Origin of the sequence: Micromonospora sp. NPDC005806 (assembly GCF_042871425.1) — a bacterium.
Taxonomy (GTDB): Bacteria; Actinomycetota; Actinomycetes; order Mycobacteriales; family Micromonosporaceae; genus Micromonospora.
This window is the reverse complement of the sequence record NZ_JBIAIL010000024.1, coordinates 75,214-96,336: the sequence shown is the minus strand read 5'-3', so window position 1 is coordinate 96,336 and position 21,123 is coordinate 75,214. Positions and strand designations below refer to the sequence as shown.

18 protein-coding genes are annotated in these 21,123 nt (G+C 73.3%); 12 read left to right on the top strand and 6 right to left on the bottom strand.

Features of this window, described 5'->3' with window-relative positions:
* Window positions 1-23: 23 nt before the first annotated feature.
* Both npdG and ACFYOS_RS23415 read left to right on the top strand, forming a co-directional pair.
* Entirely contained in the window at window positions 24-722 is a 699-nt protein-coding gene (gene npdG / locus ACFYOS_RS23420) for an NADPH-dependent F420 reductase (protein WP_387145326.1), read from the top strand.
* 46 nt (window positions 723-768) lie between these two features.
* The gene (locus ACFYOS_RS23415) at window positions 769-1,212 is read left to right on the top strand and encodes a VOC family protein (RefSeq protein ID WP_387145323.1); all 444 of its coding nucleotides are present in this window, start codon (window positions 769-771) and stop codon (window positions 1,210-1,212) included.
* A 46-nt stretch (window positions 1,213-1,258) separates the two neighbouring features.
* Here ACFYOS_RS23415 and panB read toward each other — a convergent pair whose 3' ends face one another.
* Together panB and ACFYOS_RS23405 are read right to left on the bottom strand one after the other, a co-directional pair.
* A complete protein-coding gene (gene panB / locus ACFYOS_RS23410; protein WP_387145320.1) occupies window positions 1,259-2,104 on the bottom strand; it encodes a 3-methyl-2-oxobutanoate hydroxymethyltransferase in 846 nt (281 codons plus the stop codon).
* A 139-nt stretch (window positions 2,105-2,243) separates the two neighbouring features.
* Window positions 2,244-4,007: an NAD+ synthase gene (locus ACFYOS_RS23405; protein WP_387145317.1), complete on the bottom strand. Its 1,764-nt coding sequence runs from the start codon at window positions 4,005-4,007 to the stop codon at window positions 2,244-2,246.
* Window positions 4,008-4,238: 231 nt separating this feature from the next.
* Here ACFYOS_RS23405 and glnA (ACFYOS_RS23400) point away from each other — a divergent pair, with 231 nt between their 5' ends.
* From glnA (ACFYOS_RS23400) to ACFYOS_RS23390, 3 genes are all read left to right on the top strand, one after another.
* On the top strand, window positions 4,239-5,588 hold the full coding sequence (gene glnA / locus ACFYOS_RS23400; protein ID WP_387145314.1) for a type I glutamate--ammonia ligase: 1,350 nt from the start codon (window positions 4,239-4,241) through the stop codon (window positions 5,586-5,588).
* A 78-nt stretch (window positions 5,589-5,666) separates the two neighbouring features.
* The gene (locus ACFYOS_RS23395) at window positions 5,667-6,359 is read left to right on the top strand and encodes a helix-turn-helix transcriptional regulator (RefSeq protein ID WP_387145311.1); all 693 of its coding nucleotides are present in this window, start codon (window positions 5,667-5,669) and stop codon (window positions 6,357-6,359) included.
* 172 nt (window positions 6,360-6,531) lie between these two features.
* The gene (locus ACFYOS_RS23390) at window positions 6,532-6,903 is read left to right on the top strand and encodes a VOC family protein (RefSeq protein WP_387145308.1); all 372 of its coding nucleotides are present in this window, start codon (window positions 6,532-6,534) and stop codon (window positions 6,901-6,903) included.
* A 136-nt stretch (window positions 6,904-7,039) separates the two neighbouring features.
* Here ACFYOS_RS23390 and ACFYOS_RS23385 read toward each other — a convergent pair whose 3' ends face one another.
* Together ACFYOS_RS23385 and ACFYOS_RS23380 are read right to left on the bottom strand one after the other, a co-directional pair.
* Complete coding sequence (locus ACFYOS_RS23385; protein WP_387145305.1) at window positions 7,040-7,510, bottom strand: hypothetical protein; 471 nt, start codon at window positions 7,508-7,510, stop codon at window positions 7,040-7,042.
* A gap of 151 nt (window positions 7,511-7,661) precedes the next feature.
* Window positions 7,662-8,591: an LD-carboxypeptidase gene (locus ACFYOS_RS23380; protein ID WP_387145302.1), complete on the bottom strand. Its 930-nt coding sequence runs from the start codon at window positions 8,589-8,591 to the stop codon at window positions 7,662-7,664.
* A gap of 73 nt (window positions 8,592-8,664) precedes the next feature.
* Here ACFYOS_RS23380 and ACFYOS_RS23375 point away from each other — a divergent pair, with 73 nt between their 5' ends.
* The 7 genes from ACFYOS_RS23375 (at window position 8,665) to ACFYOS_RS23345 (ending at window position 17,949) form a co-directional block, all read left to right on the top strand.
* Window positions 8,665-9,432 (top strand): type 1 glutamine amidotransferase, encoded by a 768-nt coding sequence (locus ACFYOS_RS23375; protein WP_387145299.1) that lies wholly within the window; start codon window positions 8,665-8,667, stop codon window positions 9,430-9,432.
* Window positions 9,433-9,435: 3 nt separating this feature from the next.
* On the top strand, window positions 9,436-12,453 hold the full coding sequence (locus ACFYOS_RS23370; protein WP_387145297.1) for a bifunctional [glutamine synthetase] adenylyltransferase/[glutamine synthetase]-adenylyl-L-tyrosine phosphorylase: 3,018 nt from the start codon (window positions 9,436-9,438) through the stop codon (window positions 12,451-12,453).
* A 112-nt stretch (window positions 12,454-12,565) separates the two neighbouring features.
* The gene (locus tag ACFYOS_RS23365) at window positions 12,566-14,083 is read left to right on the top strand and encodes a hypothetical protein (protein WP_387145381.1); all 1,518 of its coding nucleotides are present in this window, start codon (window positions 12,566-12,568) and stop codon (window positions 14,081-14,083) included.
* A 61-nt stretch (window positions 14,084-14,144) separates the two neighbouring features.
* The gene (gene mptB / locus ACFYOS_RS23360; RefSeq protein WP_387145295.1) at window positions 14,145-15,560 is read left to right on the top strand and encodes a polyprenol phosphomannose-dependent alpha 1,6 mannosyltransferase MptB; all 1,416 of its coding nucleotides are present in this window, start codon (window positions 14,145-14,147) and stop codon (window positions 15,558-15,560) included.
* Between the two features lie 12 nt (window positions 15,561-15,572).
* Window positions 15,573-17,060, top strand: a complete 1,488-nt coding sequence (gene mptB / locus ACFYOS_RS23355) for a polyprenol phosphomannose-dependent alpha 1,6 mannosyltransferase MptB (RefSeq protein WP_387145293.1) — start codon at window positions 15,573-15,575, stop codon at window positions 17,058-17,060.
* Between the two features lie 77 nt (window positions 17,061-17,137).
* On the top strand, window positions 17,138-17,491 hold the full coding sequence (locus ACFYOS_RS23350) for an ArsR/SmtB family transcription factor (protein ID WP_387145291.1): 354 nt from the start codon (window positions 17,138-17,140) through the stop codon (window positions 17,489-17,491).
* Window positions 17,488-17,949, top strand: coding sequence for an SRPBCC domain-containing protein (locus ACFYOS_RS23345; RefSeq protein WP_387145288.1), 462 nt, complete (start codon window positions 17,488-17,490; stop codon window positions 17,947-17,949). The genes ACFYOS_RS23350 and ACFYOS_RS23345 overlap by 4 nt, the downstream gene beginning before the upstream one ends.
* An 85-nt stretch (window positions 17,950-18,034) precedes the next feature.
* On the opposite strand, the gene ACFYOS_RS23340 is transcribed toward ACFYOS_RS23345, so the two are convergent.
* Together ACFYOS_RS23340 and glnA (ACFYOS_RS23335) are read right to left on the bottom strand one after the other, a co-directional pair.
* Window positions 18,035-19,204: an acyltransferase family protein gene (locus ACFYOS_RS23340; RefSeq protein WP_387145285.1), complete on the bottom strand. Its 1,170-nt coding sequence runs from the start codon at window positions 19,202-19,204 to the stop codon at window positions 18,035-18,037.
* Between the two features lie 260 nt (window positions 19,205-19,464).
* Entirely contained in the window at window positions 19,465-20,889 is a 1,425-nt protein-coding gene (glnA, locus tag ACFYOS_RS23335; RefSeq protein WP_387145282.1) for a type I glutamate--ammonia ligase, read from the bottom strand.
* Window positions 20,890-21,123: the final 234 nt, after the last annotated feature.

Sequence of the window (21,123 nt, the reverse complement as noted above, 5' to 3'; positions counted from 1 at the left end):
CTGACCTTTGCGAGGATGGCCGCATGGCTTACGACGCGACCACGCTGCCCGACGTCTCCGGGCTGACCGTCGGCATCATCGGTGGCACCGGGGACCAGGGTCGGGGGCTCGCCTATCGGTTCGCCCGGGCCGGGCAGACCGTGCTGATCGGTTCCCGCTCTGCCGAGCGGGCTGCGGAGGCCGCCGCCGAGATCGCCGCGCTGCCCGGCGTGCCGGCCGGCGCCGCGGTGTCCGGTGCGGACAACGACGAGGTCGCCCGCCGCAGCGACGTGGTGGTCATCGCGGTGCCGTGGGACGGGCACGCGGCCACGGTCGCCGCCCTGGCCGGCCCGCTCGTCGGCAAGATCGTGGTCGACTGCGTCAACCCGCTCGGCTTCGACAAGCAGGGCCCGTACGCGCTGGCCGTCCCCGAGGGCAGCGCCGTCCAGCAGGCCGCCGCGCTGCTGCCCGAGTCCCGGGTCTGCGCCGCGTTCAACCACGTCTCCGCGCCGCTGCTGGCCGACCCGGAGATCGACCGGATCGACCTGGACGTGCTCATCTGCACCGAGGACCGGGAACTGGTCGGGGTGGTCGCCGCGCTCGCCGCCCGGATCCCCGGCATGCGGGGCATCTACGCCGGCCGGCTGCGCAACGCCCACCAGATCGAGGCGTTCACCGCCAACCTCATCGCGATCAACAAGCGTTACAAGGCGCACGCCGGCATCCGGGTCACCGATCTCTGACCCGCCGGCCGACCACGTTGTCGCACCCGTGGTGAACCATCGCCGTATGGAGTGGCAACTGGTGATCGACTGTCGGGAGCCGTCGCGGCTCGTCGCGTTCTGGGCGGAGGCGTTGCGCTACCGGCCGCAGCCGCCGCCGGACGGGCACGTCAGCTGGCGGGAGTGGTACCTGGCGAACGGCGTCCCGGCCGAGGAACTCGGCGAGGGCGACTGCCTGGACCGTCTGGAGGACCCGACCGGCGGCGGGCCGCGGATCTGGTTCCAACCGGTCCCCGAGCCGAAGTCCATCAAGAACCGGCTGCACATCGACCTGAAGGTCGGTGGCGGGCGGTCGGTGCCCCTGGCGCAGCGGCGGGCGAGCGTCGACGCCGAGGTGGAGCGGCTGACCGCGCTCGGAGCGCGGGTGCTCGGGCGGATGGACGACCCGGAGAACGCGTACTACTCGGCGCAGCTCGCCGACCCGGAGGGCAACGAGTTCTGCGTGGTCTGACCGTGGAGGCGGGCGGTGCGGCCCGGGAGCCGCACCGCCCGACATCTCAGAAGGTGTGCTCGGCGGCGGGGAACTGACCGTCGCGGACCTCGTCGGCGTACCGCTTGGTGGCGTCGGTCAGCACGCCGGCCAGGTCGGCGTAGCGCTTGACGAAGCGCGGCGCCTTGCCGGTGCGCAGCCCGGCCATGTCCTGCCAGACCAGCACCTGGGCGTCGGTGTCCGGACCGGCCCCGATGCCGACGGTGGGGATCCGCAGCTCGGCGGTGATCCGCTTGGCCACTTCACCGGGCACCATCTCCAGCACCACCGCGAAGGCGCCCGCCTCGGCGACCGCCCGGGCGTCGGCGATGACCTCCTCGGCGGTGTCGCCCCGGCCCTGGACCCGGTAGCCGCCCAGGGTGTGCTCGCTCTGCGGGGTGAAGCCGATGTGGGCCATCACCGGGATGCCGGCCCCGACGATCGCCTCGATCTGCGCGGCGCAGCGCCGGCCGCCCTCCAGCTTCACCGCGTGGCAGCCGCCCTCCTTCATGAACCGCACCGCGGTCCGCAGCGCCTGCGTCGGCCCCTCCTCGTACGAGCCGAAGGGCAGGTCGCCGACGATCAGCGACTGCCGGGTCGCCCGGACCACCGCGCGGACCAGGGGCAGCAGCTCCTCGGCCGTCACCGGCAGGGTGGTCTCGTAGCCGAAGACGTTGTTCGCCGCCGAGTCGCCGACCAGCAGCACCGGAATCCCCGCCTGGTCGAAGATCGAGGCGGTGTACTGGTCGTACGAGGTGAGCATCGCCCAGCGCTCGCCACGCTCCTTGGCGGCGATCAGGTCGCGGGTGCGGACCCGTCGGGTGGCCGGCCCGCCGTAGAGGGCGGTCACCTCGGTCGGGGTGGACTCCACCATGACTCTCTCCTTCCTCGAGGCCGCGCTCGCGGTCCCCGGGTTCCGCCGCGATCGTCGCACCGGACGACCGGGCGGCGGCAGGGCGGAGTGGAGGAATTCACTCCCGGCCCGCGGATCGGGGGCCGGGGACAAGCGCCGCTCAGCCGTGCTCGCGCCAACGGTTGGTGATCGGCAGCCGGCGGTCGCGCCCGAACGCCTTCATGGAGATCTTGGTGCCGGGCGCCGACTGCCGCCGCTTGTACTCGGCGGTATCCACCATCCGCAGCACCTTGTCCACGATCGCCGGGTCGTGACCGGACGCGATCAGCCCGTCCCGGCCCAGATCGCCGTCGACGTAGCCGATCAGGATCGGGTCGAGCACGTCGTAGTCGGGGAGGGTGTCGCTGTCGAGCTGCCCGGGGCTCAGCTCGGCCGAGGGCGGCTTGCCGATCGAGCTCTCCGGGATCGGCTGCGTCTCACCGCGCCGCTCGGCGTCCGCGTTGCGCCACTTGGCCAGCCGCCAGATCAGCGTCTTCCAGACGTCCTTGACCGGGTTGTAGCCGCCGACCGAGTCGCCGTACAGGGTGGAGTAGCCGACCGCCAGTTCGCTCTTGTTGCCGGTGGTGAGGACCAGGTGGCCCTCCTGGTTCGACAGCGCCATGAGGACCACGCCGCGCACCCGGGCCTGGAGGTTCTCCACCGCCACCCCGGAGAGGGACATGTTGGCCAGAAAGGCGTCCACCATGGGCTGGATCGGCTGGATCCGGTAGTCCAGGCCGGTCCGCTTGGCCAGGTCCTCGGCGTCGGCCCGCGAGTGCTCGGAGGAGTGCTGGCTGGGCAGCGAGACACCGACCACCCGGTCCGGGCCGAGCGCGTCCACCGCGATGGCGGCGGACACCGCGGAGTCGATGCCCCCGGAGAGGCCGAGCACCACCGACGGGAAGCGGTTCTTGTTGACGTAGTCGCGCAGGCCCAGCACCAGCGCCTGCCACACCTCGGCCTCGTCCGCGACCGGCTCGATGATCCCGCCGGTCGCGACCGCCCCGGTGGGGGCCGGCGGGAAGATGTCGCTGACCTTGACCCGGACCACCCGCATATCGTCGGCGAACTCCTCGCCGTGCTTGACCGGCTCCTTGGCCGGGGGCAGGTCCACGTCGTGCACCAGCAGGTGCTCGACGAACTGCGGCGCCCGGGCGAGCAGCGTGCCGTCCGCGCTCACGATCATCGAGTCGCCGTCGTAGACCAGCTCGTCCTGGCCGCCGACCATGTTCACGTACGCGATGGCGGCCCCCGCCTCGGCGGCCCGGCGGCGGACCAGCGGCAGCCGGATGTCGTCCTTGTTCAACTCGTACGGCGAGCCGTTGATGTTGAGCACCAGCCCCACGCCGGCCTGCCGGGCCACCGCGAACGGGCCGCCGGCCTGCCAGAGGTCCTCGCAGATGGTCAGGGCGACGTCCACCCCGCCGATCCGGGCCACGGTGAGCTGGTTGCCGGGGACGAAGTAGCGGTCCTCGTCGAAGACGCCGTAGTTGGGCAGGTGGTGCTTGAAGTAGGTGGCCACGATCTCGCCGCGGTAGAGCAGTGCGGCGGCGTTGCGGGCCCCCTTGCCGGGCACGGCGTCGGCGCTGACCTGCGGCGGGCCGTCCGCGTCCAGGTAGCCCACCATGACCGGCAGGTCACCGAGCCCGTCGGCGGCCAGGTCGGCGGCGAGCCCATCCAGCGCGGCCCGGGACGCGGCGACGAAGGACCGGCGGAAGACCAGGTCCTCGACCGGGTAGCCGGTCAGCATCAGCTCGGGGAAGAGGGCGAGCTGGGCGCCGGCGTCGGCGGCCTTGCGGGCCCAGGCGCGGACCAGGTCGGCGTTGCCGGCGATGTCGCCGACGGTGGGATTGACCTGGCAGAGGGCGAGACGCAGGGTGGGCATGTCCTCATCTTCCCTCAGCCGGACGGCCGGAATCGGACCGGACGCGGGAGACGCCGGACACCGCCCCGGGCGTCGGCCGGCGGGGCCCGAGACGGCGTCCCCGGGGGCGGGACACGGCGGGACGACGCGCCGCGTGTTCGCGTAACGTCGGCGTAACGCGGCCGGTGGAGACTGGGCGGTCAGGCCGGACCGGCCCGACCGGTGCGGACGTACGTGTCACGAGGGGTGGAAGTGGACCGTCAGCAGGAGTTCGTCCTCCGTACGCTGGAAGAGCGGGACATCCGGTTCGTCCGGCTGTGGTTCACCGACGTGCTCGGCACGCTCAAGAGCGTGTCGGTGGCCCCTGCTGAGCTGGAGGCGGCCTTCGAGGAGGGCATCGGCTTCGACGGCTCGGCCATCGAGGGCTTCGCCCGGGTCTTCGAGTCGGACATGGTGGCCATGCCGGACCCGACCACCTTCCAGGTCTTCCCCTTCGAGGGCGGGGTCAGCGGGGAGAGCGCCCGGATGTTCTGCGACATCCTGCTCCCCGACGGCACCCCGTCCTGGGCCGACCCGCGGCACGTGCTCCGCCGGGCGCTCTCCAGGGCGGCCGAGAAGGGCTTCACCTTCTACACCCACCCGGAGATCGAGTTCTTCCTGCTGGAGGACGGCGCCAACGACGGCTCGGTGCCGACCCCGGTGGACACCGGCGGCTACTTCGAGCACACCACCCACGCGGTGGCCCGGGACTTCCGCCGGCAGGCGGTGCTGGCGCTGGAGCGGATCGGCATCTCGGTGGAGTTCAGCCACCACGAGGTGGCCCCCGGCCAGCAGGAGATCGACCTGCGGTACGCCGACGCGCTGACCACCGCCGACAACATCATGACCTTCCGGCACGTGGTGAAGGAGGTGGCGCTCTCCACCGGCGTGCAGGCCAGCTTCATGCCGAAGCCCTTCACCGATCAGCCGGGCAGCGGCATGCACACCCACCTGTCGCTGTTCGAGGGGGAACGCAACGCGTTCCACGACGCCGGCGACCCGATGAAGCTCTCCAAGGTGGCCAAGTCGTTCATCGCCGGGCTGCTCACGCACGCCCGCGAGTACACCGCGGTCACCAACCAGTGGGTGAACTCCTACAAGCGGCTCTTCCCGCAGGCCCTGCCGGACCGGATCACCGAGAGCCCGGCGTACGTCTGCTGGGGTCACCTGAACCGGTCCGCGCTGGTCCGGGTGCCGGCGTACGGCAAGCCGAACTCGGCCCGGGTCGAGGTGCGCTCGCTGGACTCGGCGACCAACCCCTACCTGGCCTTCGCGGTGATGCTCGGCGCCGGCCTCAAGGGGATCGAGGAGGGGTACGAGCTGCCCCCGGGCGCCGAGGACGACGTCTGGTCACTGAGCAGCGCCGAGCGCCGCGCCATGGGATACCAGGCGCTGCCGGAGAACCTGGCCGAGGCGATCGACGTGATGGCCGGCTCGGAGCTGGTCGCCGAGGTGCTCGGCGAGCACGTCTTCGACTTCTTCCTGCGCAACAAGCGGGCCGAGTGGGAGCAGTACCGCCGCGAGGTCACCCCGTACGAGCGGCAGCGCTACCTCTCGCTGTAGCTCACCGTGGCGCGGTGCCGCCATCGTCTGCGCCTGCATCGCCTGACCCTGTCGTACCCCGGGCATAGCGTGCCGGGGGTGAACCGGACCGACCGTCTCTACGCCCTGGTGGAGGAGCTGCGGGCGGTGTCCCCCCGCCCACGCAGCGCCCGCTGGCTGGCTCAGCGTTTCGAGGTCAGCGCCCGCACCATCGAGCGGGACATCTCCGCGCTCCAGGCCGCCGGGGTGCCGATCTGGGCCGAGCCGGGCCGCACCGGCGGCTACGTGGTCGACCGGGCGCGCACCCTGCCGCCGGTCAACCTGAGCCCGGGCGAGGCGGTGGCGATGGCCGTGGCGTTGCACCGCCTCGGCGGCACGCCGTTCGCCTCGGCCGCCGGCGCGGCGCTGCGCAAGCTGGTCGCGGTGATGCCCGCCGCCGACGTGGCCGAGGCGCACCGCCTCGCCGGCCGGGTGCACCTGATCGCCGGCGGGCCGGCCACCCCCGTCCCGGCCGCCGTCGCCGACGCGGTCGCCGCCCGGCGCGTGCTCCGCCTGACGTACGCGGACCGCGCCGGCGCGGACTCGGTGCGCGACGTGGAGCCGCTGGCCTACCTGGGCAATCCGACGCACTGGTATCTGATCGCCTGGTGCCGGCTGCGGGACGGGCTGCGCTGCTTCCGCACCGACCGGATCGTCGCGGTGCGCCCGCTGGCCGAGGCGGTGACCCGGGAGCTGAACCCGGGCGACCTCGACATCCCGCACGAGCGGGTGCGCCGGCTGAGTCTGGTCTGAGGCCCGACCCGGCCGGTCGGAGCGACTGGGCACGGCCGGCGGACGACCTCACCGCCGCCCTGTTTGGCGCCGCGGCACTGCCCGGAAAACACCGACAGGACGGTGTCGCGGACGGGCGTGAGGCTGCTTCCTGACGCCGGCCGACCGGCCGGCGCGAGCCTCAGGAGGAAAAATGTCCAGCACGCCCATCACCTGGTTTGAGATCGGCTCCGACCGCCCCGACGAGGTCGAGCGCTTCTACGCCGACCTGTTCGGCTGGACCTTCGAGGAGCAGGGCGCCCCAGGGGCGTCGTACCGGCAGACGACGGCCGGCGGGGAGCAGGGGATCTCCGGCGCGATCCGGGCCACGAACGGGACCTCGCCGAACTACGCGATCTTCTACGCGGAGGTGGCGGACGTGGCGGCGACCTGCCGGCGGGCCGAGGCGGCCGGTGGCAAGGTGCTGGTGCCGCTGCGGACCACGCCGAGCGGGCTCACCTTCGCGCACCTGCTCGACCCGTCGGGCAACCACCTCGGCGTCTTCACCCCGCCCGCTGCTGGGTGAGCGGTCCCACCCGGCCCCCGGGCCGCGCCGCCGATGCGGACGCGCGCCCCGGGGAGTTACCGGGTGGCCCCGCCGCGGAGCGGCTGCCGTCCAGGAGGGAACGTCGGCCGGTGCGCGGACGGCGGGGCCACCCGGGTCACCGGCCGGTCCGACCGTCCCAGCCGCGGTGCCCGTGGCCACCCGGGCCAGGGAAGACGCCGGCCTCGGCCGCCTTCAGCACCGCGTCGGCCTGCTCCTGGGTGAGCTTGCCGTCCTTGACGGCCTGGTCCAGCCGCTCCTTCAGCATCGCCTGCCGGTCCTCGGTCGACGGCCGCTCCGGCCGGTCGCCCTTGTGCTGGTCGTGGAGCTTCTCCAGCGCCGCGGTGACCTTCTCGGTCGGGACGCCCAGCTCCTTGGCGAGGGCCTCGGCGAACTCCTGCTGTCGGTCGGCGCGCTGCTGCTGCCGATCCGTGCCCTGGTCGGTGCTCGTGCTCGTGCTGGCGCTCGGGGCCGGGCTCGGGCTCTTGTCGTCGGCGAGCGCCACCGTCGGGGCGGCGATCCCGACGCCGAGCACCCCGGCGGCGGCCAGGCCGACCAGCAGTTGCTTCTTCGACATCGTGCGGATCATGCGATTCTCCAGTTCGGTGGGGGTGCGATGACATCACCGACAGTGACGGTCGAACCTGGGGAGAACCCGTCGCGACGCTATGAGCCAGCTGGAAATCGGGCCCGTAAACCGGGACAAATCCGGACCGTCTGGCCACACGACGCCCGGGGGCTCAGTGGACGGCGGAGGAGACCGTCAGAGTTCCGGTGTCCGCGTCGAGGACTGCCGGGGTGCCGACCGGGGCGGTGAGCTGGCCGACGCCGTGGCCGATGGGGAGGCCGCCGAGGACCGGCACGCCGAGGTCGCCCAGGCGCTCGGCGAGCACGTCGGTCACGGTGCTGTCCCAGCCGTCGGCGCACTCGGTGAACTGGCCGACCGCCACCCCGGCGATCCCCTCCAGCGCGCCGCAGCGGCGCAGGTGGGTGAGCATCCGGTCGACCTTGTACGGCGGCTCCTGCACCTCCTCGACCAGCAGGATCGCGCCGGTCAGGTCCGGCATGTCCGGGGTGCCGATCGACGCCGTGATCAGGCAGAGGTTGCCGCCGAGCAGCCGGCCCTGCGCCCGGCCGGGCACCCGAACCGAGTACGTCTCCTCCTCCTTGACGGCCTCGACGGTCACCGGCTCGGTGGTCATCAGCGCGGCGTGCAGCGACTCCGCCGAGCGGGGCGGGGTGCGGTCGTCCCGCCAGGCCGCCCCCGGGCCGTGCACGCTGGCCAGCCGGGCGCCCCGCCAGAGCGCGAACTGCAACGCGGTGATGTCGGAGAAGCCGGCCACCACCTTCGGGTCCCGGCGTACCGCGGCCATGTCGATCAGGTCGACCACCCGCTGCGCGCCGTAGCCGCCCCGGGTGCAGATCACCCCACGCACCTCGGGGTCGGCGAAGGCGGTGTTCAGGTCGGCGGCCCGCAGCTCGTCCCCGCCGGCCAGGTAGCCCTGGCGGGCGTACGCGTTCGCCGCCAGCACCGGGCGCAGCCCCCAGCCGGTCAGCAGCTCGATGCCCCGGGCCACCCGTTCCGGCCGGGTCGGGCCGGACGGCGACACCAGCATCACGGTGTCGCCGGTACGCAGGACCGGGGCGCGCAGGCAGTCGTCGGTGGGCACGTGCGGGAGCCTAGTGGGCGCGGTGGCCGAGCCGGACCGGGCGTCGTCGGGCGTACCCGATAGCCTCGGTGTCGTGGCGACCGCGCTGGTGATCGAGAACGACCCGACCGACGACCTCCGCCGACTGGGGGAGTGGCTCACCGAGGGAGGGATCGAGCTGCGGGTGCTACGCCCGCACGCCGGCGACGAACTCCCCGCCGACCTCGACGGCTACGCCGCGCTGGTGGTGCTCGGCGGCGAGCAGCAGGCGTACCCGCTGCCCGACGGCAGCCCCGGCGCGCCCTGGTTCCCCGCTCTGGAAGGGCTGCTGCGCAAGGCGGTCCGGCAGCGGGTCCCCACCCTCGGGGTCTGCCTCGGCGCGCAGCTGCTGGCCGCCGCGCACGCCGGCCAGGTCGAGCGCAGCCCGTCCGGGCCGGAGATCGGCCCGGCGGTGGTCGGCAAGCGCGACGCCGCCGACACCGACCCCCTCTTCCGGTACGTGCCGCTGATGCCGGACGTGTTCCAGTGGCACTCCGACGAGATCACCGAGCTGCCGCACGGGGCCACCCTGCTGGCCGCCTCCACCCGCTACCCGCACCAGGCGTTCCGCCTCGGCGACCGGGCCTGGGGGGTGCAGTTCCACATCGAGTGCGACACCGCGATGATCGCCGACTGGGCCCGTGACTCGACGCTCCTCGCCGAGCTGGGCTACGACCCGGAGCTGGTGGTGGCCGCCTGCGACCGGGTGATGGCCGACGTCGAGGAGATCTGGCAACCGTTCGCCATCCGGTTCGCCGCCCTCGCCCTCGGCGAACTGGACGATGACGGTGCCCGCCGCAGCCTGCCGCTGCTCGGGCACTGAGAGATGACCCGGCCGACCAGGGGGCGGCTCGCCCGGTACGGCTTCGCCGACGGCGGGCGGGCCGCTGACCTGCTCGGCCCGGCCGGGCTCGGGCTGTGGCGGACCGAGGAACAGGAACCGGTCGACGAGCGGGCCGGCGAGCTGCTGGCCACGCTGTCCCGGGCCGCCGACCCGGACCTGGCGCTGCGTCAGCTGCACCGCCTCGTCGAGGCGGAACGGCGGGCGGGCGACCCGCCGGCCGTGCTGGATGCCCTGGCCGCCGACCCGGGGCTGCGCCGCCGCCTGGTCGCGGTGCTCGGCGCCTCCTCGGCGCTCGGCGACCATCTGGTGGCCAACCCGCACCAGTGGACCGTGCTGGCCACCGCGCCGGACGGGCTCGCGCCCACCGCCGACGGCCGGCTCGACCTGGCCGCCGCCGCCCGGATCACCGCCGCCGCCGGCCCGGTCCCGGTGCTTCGGCAGGCGTACCGGTTGGCGCTGCTGCGGATCGCGGCGGCCGACCTGACCGGCGGGCGCGGCCTGGAGCAGACCATGGCGGCGCTCTCCGGGCTCGCCGACGCCACCCTGGCGGCCGCGTACGAGATCGCCGTGGACGAGCTGCCGGAGGGGACGCCCCGGCCCCGGCTGGCCGTGGTGGCGATGGGCAAGTGCGGCGGCGACGAGCTCAACTACGTCTCCGACGTGGACGTCATCTTCGTCGCCGCCGAGGACGACGACCTGGGCGCGGCGACCCTGGTCGCCACCCGGCTGATCCACGTCTGCGGGCTGGTCGCCTGGCCGGTCGACGCGGCGCTGCGGCCGGAGGGCAACCGGGGGCCGCTGGTGCGTACCCTCGCCAGTCACCTGGCCTACTACCGGCGCTGGGCCCGGACCTGGGAGTTCCAGGCGCTGCTCAAGGCCCGTCCGGCGGCCGGCGACCTGGACCTGGCCCGGGAGTGGATCGCCCAGCTCGCCCCGCTGGTGTGGACCGCCGCCGAGCGGCCGGAGGCGGTCGAGGACGTCCGCGCGATGCGCCGGAAGATCATCGACAACGTCCCGCCGAAGGAGCTGGAACGCGAGATCAAGCGCGGTCCCGGCGGGCTGCGCGACATCGAGTTCGCCGTGCAGCTGCTCCAGCTCGTGCACGGCCGGGGCGACGAGTCGCTGCGGGCGCCCGGGACCATCCCGGCGTTGCGCGCCCTGGTCGCCGGCGGCTACGTCGGTCGCGCCGACGGCGAGGCGCTGCTGCGCGGCTACCGCTTCCTGCGCGGTGTCGAGCACCGGCTCCAGCTCCAGGGCCTGCGCCGCACCCACACCGTGCCGACCGAGCCGACCGCGCTGCGCTGGCTGGCCGCCGCGCTGGGCTACGCGCCCACCCCGGGCCGCAGCGCCGTCGAGGAGTTCCGCGCCGAGTGGGTCACCCACGCCACCGAGGTACGCCGGCTGCACGCGAAGCTGCTCTACCGGCCGCTGCTGGAGTCGGTGGCTCGGGTCCCCGCGGAGGGGCTGCGGCTCACCCCGGAGGCGGCCCGGCACCGGCTGGAGATCCTCGGTTTCGCCGACCCGGTCGGGGCGCTGCGCCACCTCCAGGCCCTCACCGGCGGGGTGAGCCGGACCGCCGCGATCCAGCGCACCCTGCTGCCGGTGCTGCTCAGCGAGTTCGCCGACGCGCCGGAGCCGGACCGCGGGCTGCTCAATTACCGGCAGGTCTCCGACAAGCTCGGCAGCACCCCTTGGTACCTGCGGCTGCTCCGCGACGAGGGGCCGGTCGCCCGGCGGCTGGCCCGGGTGCTCTGCTCCTCCCGGTACGCGGCCGACCTGCTGGCCCGCGAGCCGGAGGCGCTGCGGCTGCTGGCCGAGGACACCGAGCTGACCCCGCGCCCGCGCGAGGTGCTCGCGGAGGGCTTCGCCGCGGCGGCGGCCCGGCACGACGATCCGGTCGAGGCCACCCGGGCGGTGCGGGCCCTGCGCCGCCGGGAGCTGGTCCGGCTGGCCTGCGCCGACGTGCTCAGCCGGGCCGGCGCGCTCGCCCCGCTCACTCCCCGCCCCGCCGAGCCGGGCGTACGCGCCGAGCGGGTGCCGGCGCTCGCCGACGTGCGCGCGGTCGGCATCGCCCTCGCCGACGTCACCGACGCCACCCTGGCCGCCGCGCTGCGCACTGCCCGGGCCGCCCAGCCGGGCCCGCCCGGACTCCGCTTCGCCGTGATCGGCATGGGGCGGCTCGGCGGGTACGAGTCCAACTACCTCTCCGACGCCGACGTGCTGTTCGTCTACGATCCGCCGGCCGGCGGGGACGAGGGCGCGGCCGGCGCCGCGGCGCACGCGATCGCCGAGGAGCTGCGCCGGCTGCTCTCCGCGCCGGCCCCCGACCCGCCGCTCGGCGTCGACGCCGACCTGCGTCCGGAGGGCCGGCAGGGTCCGCTGGTGCGCAGCCTCGCCGCGTACGCCCAGTACTACGCCCGTTGGTCGAAGGTGTGGGAGGCGCAGGCGCTGCTGCGGGCCCGGTTCGTCTGCGGCGACGCCGACCTGGGTGCCGAGTTCGAGGCGATGGCCGACCCGGTGCGCTACCCGGCCGACGGGCTGACCCGGGAGCAGGTGGTGGAGATCCGCCGGATCAAGGCCCGGGTGGAGACCGAGCGGCTGCCCCGGGGCGCGGACCCGGCCACCCACACCAAGCTGGGCCGGGGCGGGCTCGCCGACGTCGAGTGGGCGGTGCAGCTGCTCCAGCTCCGGCACGCCGGTCGGCTGCCCGAGCTGCGCGGGACGCGTACCCTCGACGCCCTCGCCGCCGCCCGGGACGCCGGCCTGGTCGACCCGGAGGACGCGGTCGAGATGGCCGCCGGCTGGACCCTCGCGGCGCAGGTCCGCAACGCGCTGATGCTGGTCCGCGGCCGGGCGGGGGATCAGCTGCCCCGGCACGGGGTGGAGCTGGCCGGGGTGGTCCGCCTGCTCTGCCGGGACGACCCCGGCGAGTTCCTGGATGAATACCTGCGCACGGGTCGCCGCTCGCGGGCCGCGATGGAGCGGGTCTTCAGTGCCTGAGCCGTCCATCCTCCCGGGGCGGTCCGCGGCCGAACGCCGCTCGCTGCCCGGCTGGCTGGTGGCCCCGGCGGTGGCGCTGCTGCTCGGGGTGGCCTTCCTTCTCGCCCCGCCGATGGGTACCGACCTGGCCGCGCAGGTCGCCCGGGCCGGGTTCGTCGCCCGCCACGGCGGCACGCCGATCGACCTCGGCTGGTACGGCGGGGTGAACCAGTACGGCTACAGCCTGTTCACGGCCCGGCTGGGTGCCTGGCTCGGCGTGCGGCCCCTGGGCGTCCTCGCCGCCGTGGCGGGCGCCGCGGCCCTGGGCTGGCTGTTCGTGCGGCATCGGGCCCGCCGGCCGGTGCTCGCCGGGGTGCTCGCCGGGGTGGTGCTGGTCGGCAACCTGGCCAGCGGTCGGATCACCTTCGCCGTCGGCCTGGCGCTGGGGCTGCTCGCCCTCTGCGCGGTCGGCGCCGGGCGGCCGGGTCGGTTGGCGCGGCTGACCCTGGCCGCCGGGCTCGCCGCAGCCGCCACCTGGGCCAGCCCGGTCGCCGGGCTCTTCACCGGCCTGGCCGGCGCGGCGCTGCTGCTGGCCGCGCTGCGCCGGGGCGACGGCCCGGGCCGGCCGCTGGCCGGCGGCTGGCGGGTGGACCGCCCGCTGGCCGAGAGCCTGGTCCTCTGCCTCGCGCCGGCGCTCGCGCTCGTCCCGATGGCCGTGCTGTTCGGCAACGGCGGCACCCAGCCGTACTCGCCCGAGTCGATGCGGATCAACGCGGCGCTGGCCGTGCTGGTCCTCCTCGTCGTGCCCCGGCGCCGCCGGGTGCTGCGGATCGGCGCGGTGCTCACCGTGCTGCTGGTGGTCGTCGCCTTCTACCTGCCCAGCCCGGTCGGCTCCAACGCGCTGCGCCTGCCGATGCTCTTCGCGCTGCCGGTGCTCGCCGGGTACGCCCCGCTGCCCGGCCCGTGGCTGGCCGGGCTGCTCGCCGCCACCGTCTGGTGGCAGAACCCGGTGATGGTCAGCGACGTGACCCGTGCGGGTTCGGCGGAGAGCGCCGTGGCGTTCCACCGTCCGCTCGCCGACGAGCTGGCCCGGCGGCAGCTCGTGGGCCGGGTCGAGGTGGTGCCGTTGCGCGACCACTGGGAGTCGGCGTACCTGCCGCCGACGGTCCCGCTGGCGCGGGGCTGGGAACGGCAGGTGGACACCGACCGCAACGCCCTCTTCTACGCCGACGGGCTGACCGGCGACTCCTACGCGGACTGGCTGCGCCGGGAGGCGGTCCAGTACGTGGCGGTCGCGCCCGACGCCCCGCCGGACCGGTGGGGACGCGCCGAGGCCGACCTGATCGAGGCCGGCCAGCCCTACCTGCGCGAGGTGTGGCGCAACCCGGACTGGCGGCTGTACGCCGTGGTCGACCCGACGCCGCTGGTCGGCGCGCCGGGCCGGCTGGTCGCCGCCGACCAGGCACGGGTGCGGTTCACTGCGGACCGGGCCGCCGACGTGCCGGTCCGCGTTCGGTGGTCGCGCTGGCTCTCCCTCTCGGGGGCGGACGGGTGCCTGCGGCCGGGGCCGGAGGGCTGGACCGAGGTGCGGGTCCGTACCCCGGGTGAATTCTCGGTCTCCAGCAGCCTGGCGCCGGCGAACCACTGCTGAACACACGCCCGGTTCGGTGCCCACCGTCGGTCCCGGCCGACCGGGCTGGCAGCATGACGGGGTGTCTCACCACCTCTCGCGCTGGACCGGCCTGGCGGGCTCGGTGCTCCTCGCCGTGGCCGCCTTCCTCGGCGGCGCGTTCCCGCACGGCAACCTGCGCCCCACGCCGGTCGGCATCTGGCAGGGCCCGCACGGGCCGGTGATCCTCGGTTGCTGGCTGGTCGGCGCCGCGCTGCTGGTGTGGGCCTGGTGGTCGCTGCGCGACCGGGTGCCTTCGGTCCGCTGGGCGCTGGTCACCGCCGGGCTCTGGTTGCTGCCGATGCTGGTCGCGCCGCCGCTCGGCAGCCGGGACGTCTACGCGTACGCGTGCCAGGGGGCCAGCTACGCCGCCGGGATCAGCCCGTACGAGCAGGGGGTGTCGGCGCTGCCCTGTCCGTGGTTGGACACCGTCTCGTACATCTGGCGGGACAGCCCGGCCCCGTACGGCCCACTCTTCCTGGTGCTCGCCGGCGCGGTGGTCAAGGCGACCGGCTCGCTGACCGCCAGCATCGTGCTGTTCCGCCTGCTCAGCCTGGCCGGCGTGGGGCTCACCGCGTACGCCTTGCCGGTGCTCGCCCGGCGCTGCGGTGTGCCGGCCGAGCGGGCGGTGTGGCTGGCGCTGGCCTGCCCGTTGGTCGCCATGCACCTCATCGGCGGCCCGCACAACGACGCCCTCATGGTCGGGGCGCTGGTCGCGGGGCTGGCCGTGGTGGCGTCCCACCCGGGTCGGCCCGGTCCGCTGCTGGCCGGGGGAGTCCTGCTCGGTCTCTCGGTCGCGATCAAGCCGACCGCCCTGGTCGTGGTGCCGTTCGCCGCGCTGGCGGCGATGGTCGGGCGGTACTCGATCCGGACGCTGGTGCGCGACGGCGGGTGGGTGGTCGGCGCGGCCGCCGCCACCGTCGTCGGGGTGACCTTCGGCGGTGGCCTGGACTTCGGCTGGGTCGGCGGGTTGTCGCAGGGCGGCGTGGCCATCGCGTGGACCTCACCGCCGACCGCGGTCGGGCAGACCATCGGCCAGGTCGCCGCGTTGTTCGGGGCGCACGTCGACGCGCTCCCGGTGACCCGGGGGATCGCCGTGGTGCTGCTGGCCGTGCTGCTGGTGTGGCTGTGGTGGCGGGCCCGGAACCGGGACCCGTTGTACCACGCGGGGCTGGCGCTGGCCCTGACCGTGGCCCTGTCCCCGGTGGTGCACCCCTGGTACTGGATCTGGCCGCTGACCATCCTCGCCGCGACCGCCGCCCTGCGGGAGAAGTGGTATCTGGTGGTCGCCGTCGTCGGGTCGTTCCTGATCCTGCCGGACGGCACCGGCCTGCCCCGGTGGACCAAGATGCCCGGTGCGCCCCTGATGACGCTGTTGGTGATCGTGGTGGTGGTCCGGTTGGTACGGTCGGCTCGGGCGGTCCCCCGGCCGGCCACCGTCAACCGAGGAGCCGACTGAGGAGAGGTGCCGGTGAGCGAGCCCGACGGGCCGGTCCGGCCGGTCGCCGCCGCGCTCGCCCGGTACGCGGGGCTCGTCGGCGCGGTGCTGCTGGCGGTCGCCGGCTGGCTGGGCGGCGCGCTGCCCGACGCTCCGCTCACCACCCGCCTCGCCGACGTGTGGCGCGCCCCGCACGGGCCGGGCGTGCTCGGCTGCTGGCTGGTCGGCACGGTGCTGCTGGTGGGCGCCTGGTGGTCGCTGCGCTGGGGCGCGCCGTCCGCCCGGTGGGCGTACCTGACCGCCGGGCTGTGGCTGCTGCCGCTGCTGGTCGCGCCGCCGCTGGGCAGCCGGGACGTCTACTCGTACGTCTGTCAGGGCTGGTCGTGGGCGCACGGCGCGGATCCGTACCGGGTCGGGGTGGCGGCGGCCGGCTGCCCCTGGACGGACGCGGTGTCGCCGATCTGGCGGGACACCCCGGCGCCGTACGGTCCGTTCTTCGTCCTGCTGGCCGGCCTGGCGGTGCTGGCCGGGGGCGGCCTGGTCGGGGCGGTCGTGCTGCTGCGGCTGGTCGCGGTGGCCGGGGTGCTGTTGGCCGCGCTCTGCCTGCCCGGCCTGGCCCGGGCTTGCGGGGTGCCGACCCGGCGGGCGGCCTGGCTGGGGCTGGCCTGCCCGCTGGTCGGGGTGCATCTGGTCGCCGGCGCGCACAACGACGCGGTGGGGCTCGGGCTGGTCCTGTTCGGCCTGCTGGTGCTGGTCCGCCGGCCCGGAAAGACCCGCGCGCTGCTGGTGGCCGGGGTGCTGCTGGGTCTCGCGGTGGCGGTGAAGGCGGTCGCCGTGGTGGTGCTCCCGTTCGCCGCGCTCGCCGCGGTGCTCGGTCGCTACACGTGGCGGGCGCTGCTGCGGGACGGCGGCTGGCTGGCCGGGGCGGTGCTGGGCACGCTCGTGGTTACCTCGCTGGCCACCGGGCTCGGGCTGGGCTGGGTGGCGGGGGTGGGTCGCAGCGGAGACTCGCAGCAGTGGACCTCGCCGCCGACCGCGGTGGGCTTCGTGATCGACTACGCGGGGACCCTGCTCGGTCGGCAGCCGCACGCCGTGCCGGTGGTCCGGGGTGTCGCGTTGGCGGTGCTGCTGGTGCTGCTGGTCGCGCTCTGGTGGTGGGCCTGGACGGCGCTGCGCCGGCTCAACGACGTCCGGCAGCGGGTGGTCCGGCTGGCGGTAGCTCGCCCCCGGGTGACGCTGACCGGGGCGGGCCTGGCGTTGGCGGCCACCGTGCTGCTGGCCCCGGTCTTCCACCCCTGGTACGCGACCTGGCCGCTGGCCCTGCTGGCGGTGGCGACGCTGTCGCCGGCCCGTACGGTGTGGTTCGTGGCGCCCTGCGCGGTGGCCGCGGTGCTCGTGCTGCCCGACGGGAGCAACCTGGCCCGGTTCAGCAAGGCGCCGGGGGCGATCCTGATGACCGCGCTGGTGGTGGCGGTCGCGGTGGCCGCGGTCCGGGCCGGCCTGGCCCGGCGCGCCCGCTGAATTTCCCGACCTGGTTGACGTGGCCCGCTCTGGCTTCTATGTTTAACGCATCCGTTAATTAAAGAGGTGGTTAAGCAATGGCGGCGGACCGACTCAGCGTCATCTTCGGGGCGCTGGCGGACCCGACCCGCCGGGCGATCCTCGCCCGGCTGGCTGAGGGGGACGCCACCGTCTCGGAGCTCGCCGAGCCGTTCGCGATTAGCCTCCCGGCGATCTCCCGGCACCTGAAGGTGCTCGAGCAGGCCGGCCTGATCTCCCGGAGCCGGAGCGCGCAGTGGCGCTCCAGCAGCCTCAACCCGGAGCCGTTGCGCGAGGCGACGGCCTGGATGGAGCGCTACCGGCAGTTCTGGGACGCCAACTTCGACCGGCTCGACGCACACCTCAAGCGGATGCGGGCCGAACAGGCGACACGAGAGAGGAAAGCACCATGACCGAGGCCACGATGCAGGAGCTCGTCATCACCCGCGTCTTCGACGCGCCGCGCGAGCTGGTCTGGCGCGCGTTCACCGACCCGGACCAGTTCGCCCAGTGGTTCGCTCCGGTCGGCTGGTCGGTGCCGCGCGACACCGTCGACATGGACGTCCGGGTCGGCGGCCACCAGCGCTTCGTCATGGTCAACGACGAGGACCCGGCCATGACCTCGCCGGCCGACGGCATCTTCAGCGAGGTGGTCGAGCACGAGCTACTGGTCGGCTACGAGGAGGCCCAGGGCGTACCGGGCCTGCCCGACGGCACCCGGCTCACCCTGCGGCTGGAGTTCCACGACGAGCCCGGTGACCGGACCCGGCTGGTGCTGCGCCAGGGCCCGTTCGCGCCGGAGATCCGGTCCGGCGCCGAGCAGGGCTGGGGGAGTTCCTTCACCAAGCTGGACGCCCTGCTCGCCCGCTGAGGGCGTGCGCAAACGGCCGGGCCGGCCCCGCGATCACGGAGCTGGCCCGGCCGTGCCTGTCGAGATTCAGCAGTCCACGAACTGATTACCGGGGCTGTTGTGGCACCGCGCGGGCGGGCACGGCGGTTGGCTCGGCCGCCCTGATCTCCGCGAGGCCGTCCCGCAACCGCTGACGTAGCACGCGGGACAACGGTCGCTCGACGAAGCGGTGTACCAGGTACGCGAGGAGCAGGACGGTGCCAAGGATCAGCGCGAACATCGGCCAGAACGGGATGTCGTCGCCGAGCCGGCTCAGCATCACCCGGCTGAACCGCATGTGCAGCAGATAGACCGGGTAGGTCAATGCCCCCATCACCACGAACCCTCGCCAGCGCACCCAGTCGAACCAGCCGAGCGCCACACCGAGCATGATGAGGAGGAATACGGACAGGGCTGCCACCGCAATTTCGATCTTGTCGATCTGCCGGCCCTGGTTCTGGTCTGCGACCCTACCGATGAGCGACGAGAGTGCCATGGCGCCGGACACCCCGAGCATCGCCCACAGCACCAGGTTCTGCCCGAATCGGTACATCAGGTACAGCGTGATGCCGATGACGAAGTACGCCGAGTAGCGCGGCTCGAAGACGGCCGTAAGCAGAGGCGAGTGGGTGTTGAGCGCGAACAGGCTGGCAACGAGCCAGGCCGCGCAGAACATGACCACCCGACGGTACGTCACGCCGAACGCGATCACCGCCGTGAAGATCAGATAGAACTTGAGTTCGACAAACAGCGTCCAGTACACGTTGTCGATGCTGGGCACGCCGAGAAACTGCTGCAGCATGGTGAGGTCGATGATCACGTGCGACGGCTCCGGTCGCCCCTCGGCCAAGGGGAAGAGGGTGAGCATCGCGCCGGTGAACAGCACGGCGAAGACATAGGCGGGCATCAGTCGGGCCACCCGGGAGATGGCGAACTCGGACACCGACCGGCCCCAGGAACTCATGCAGATGACGAAGCCGCTGATGACGAAGAAGAACTCGACCCCGATCCAGCCGTACGTGAAGATCTGTCCCAGCAGTGGCCAATGTGCCCAGACGCCGATTCCCCACAACCGGCCGTTGTCGACGAAGACGTGGTAGCCGACGACCGAGAGGGCAGCGAGGAATCGCAGCAGGTCGAGTATGTACAAGCGGTTCTCCGCGGGCCCTTGCCCGTGGTGACCAGCGGCGGCGAGGGGCTGGCTGGGAAGCGCGACAGTGGGCGCGGCTGGGGGCACGAGGCATCCTTGCTCGGGGTGCGGAAACGGGAGCAGGTTACCTGATCTTCGTTCGATCTCCGGGGCATCTTCGTCCGCCGTTCGGCCGAGTCGCACGTCCCGTGAGGTTCGCCAATACCGCCCATCCACGTGGTCCCACAGCGAGCACGACGGGCCATCGGTCGCACGTACGGAACGGCAACCGATGGCCCGTCGGATGTGGCCAGGTGGTGCGCAGGGGGTGCGCAGAGCGCGTAATCCCTGGTCGGATGGTTATCGGCTCAGCAGTCGAAGTACATGGCGAACTCGTGCGGGGTCGGGCGCAGGCGCACCGGGTCGACCTCGTTGGCCCGCTTCCAGGACACCCAGGTGGAGATCAGGTCCGGCGTGAAGACGCCGCCGTCGAGCAGGTAGTCGTGGTCGGCCTCGAGCGCGTCGAGCACCTCCGGCAGCGATCCCGGCACCTGCTTGACGTCGCCCCACTCCTCCGGCGGCAGGTCGTACAGGTCCTTGTCGATCGGCGCCGGCGGCTCGATCTTGTTCTTGATGCCGTCCAGGCCGGCCATCATCATCGCCGAGAAGGCGAGGTACGGGTTGCTGGACGGGTCCGGCACCCGGAACTCGACCCGCTTGGCCTTCGGGTTGCTGCCGGTGACCGGGATCCGGGTGCAGGCGGAGCGGTTGCGCTGCGAGTAGACCAGGTTGACCGGCGCCTCGAAGCCCGGCACCAGGCGGCGGTAGGAGTTCACCGTCGGGTTGGTGAAGGCCAGCAGCGACGGCGCGTGGTGCAGCAGGCCGCCGATGTACCAGCGGGCGTTGTCGGAGAGGCCGGCGTAGCCGGTCTCGTCGTAGAACAGCGGCTCGCCGTTCAGCCAGAGGCTCTGGTGGGTGTGCATGCCGGAGCCGTTGTCGCCGAAGAGCGGCTTCGGCATGAAGGTGGCGGTCTTGCCGTTCGCCCAGGCCTCGTTCTTCACGATGTACTTGAAGAGCTGGAGCTGGTCACCGGCGTGCAGCAGGGTGGAGAACTTGTAGTTGATCTCCGACTGGCCGGCGGTGCCGACCTCGTGGTGCGACCGCTCCACCGTGAAGCCGGTGTCGACCAGGCGGCGGACGATGCTGTCGCGCAGGTCGGCGTAGTGGTCGACCGGCGGCACCGGGAAGTAGCCGCCCTTGTACGCGGTCTTGTAGCCGCGGTTGCCGCCCTCCTCCTCCCGGCCGGAGTTCCAGGCGCCCTCGATCGAGTCGATGTAGTAGAACGACTGGTGGGCGGAGGTCTCGTGGCGGATCGAGTCGAAGATGTAGAACTCCGCCTCGGCGCCGAAGTAGGCGGTGTCGGCGATGCCGCTCGCCGCCAGGAACGCCTCGGCCTTCTTCGCCACGTTCCGCGGGTCCCGAGAGTAGGCCTCGCGGGTGAACGGGTCGTGGATGAAGAAGTTCAGCGCGAGGGTCTTCTGCGCGCGGAACGGGTCGATGAAGGCGGTCGCGACGTCGGGGAGCAGGAGCATGTCCGACTCGTGGATCGCCTGGAAGCCACGGATCGACGAACCGTCGAACGCGAGGCCGTCGGTGAAGAGCGCGTCGTCGACGGACTCGACCGGCAGGTTGAAGTGCTGCATCACGCCGGGCAGGTCACAGAAACGTACGTCGACGAACTTCACGTCCTCGTTCTTGAGGTATCGCAGGAGTTCCTCGGGATTGGCGAACACACGTCCTCCTGGCAGGTCCACTCCGGTAGCTGGCTCCTGGCGACGCTATGGCGGTGGGGTTGCCCGGCCGTGTCTCCTCTGTTTCCGCCGTGTTACGTCCCTCGCGGAGCGACATCCGGGCCGCTCAGCCGCCGTGGAGCCTCCGTTCGGACGATACCCGCTAGGCTGGTGTGTCGCTAATTGATGGCTTTGGTCCGATTTCCCGGTCCGTGTCGATCCGGCGTACCCGGGCAG

Excerpts from the sequence above, each read along its gene's own strand:
- npdG (WP_387145326.1), top strand. The coding sequence starts at position 24 with ATGGCTTACGACGCGACCACGCTGCCCGACGTCTCCGGGCTGACCGTC.
- ACFYOS_RS23415 (WP_387145323.1), top strand. The coding sequence starts at position 769 with ATGGAGTGGCAACTGGTGATCGACTGTCGGGAGCCGTCGCGGCTCGTC.
- panB (WP_387145320.1), bottom strand. The coding sequence starts at position 2,104 with ATGGTGGAGTCCACCCCGACCGAGGTGACCGCCCTCTACGGCGGGCCG.
- ACFYOS_RS23405 (WP_387145317.1), bottom strand. The coding sequence starts at position 4,007 with ATGCCCACCCTGCGTCTCGCCCTCTGCCAGGTCAATCCCACCGTCGGC.
- ACFYOS_RS23390 (WP_387145308.1), top strand. The coding sequence starts at position 6,532 with ATGTCCAGCACGCCCATCACCTGGTTTGAGATCGGCTCCGACCGCCCC.
- ACFYOS_RS23385 (WP_387145305.1), bottom strand. The coding sequence starts at position 7,510 with ATGATCCGCACGATGTCGAAGAAGCAACTGCTGGTCGGCCTGGCCGCC.
- ACFYOS_RS23370 (WP_387145297.1), top strand. The coding sequence starts at position 9,436 with ATGACCCGGCCGACCAGGGGGCGGCTCGCCCGGTACGGCTTCGCCGAC.
- ACFYOS_RS23365 (WP_387145381.1), top strand. The coding sequence starts at position 12,566 with ATGGGTACCGACCTGGCCGCGCAGGTCGCCCGGGCCGGGTTCGTCGCC.
- ACFYOS_RS23350 (WP_387145291.1), top strand. The coding sequence starts at position 17,138 with ATGGCGGCGGACCGACTCAGCGTCATCTTCGGGGCGCTGGCGGACCCG.
- ACFYOS_RS23345 (WP_387145288.1), top strand. The coding sequence starts at position 17,488 with ATGACCGAGGCCACGATGCAGGAGCTCGTCATCACCCGCGTCTTCGAC.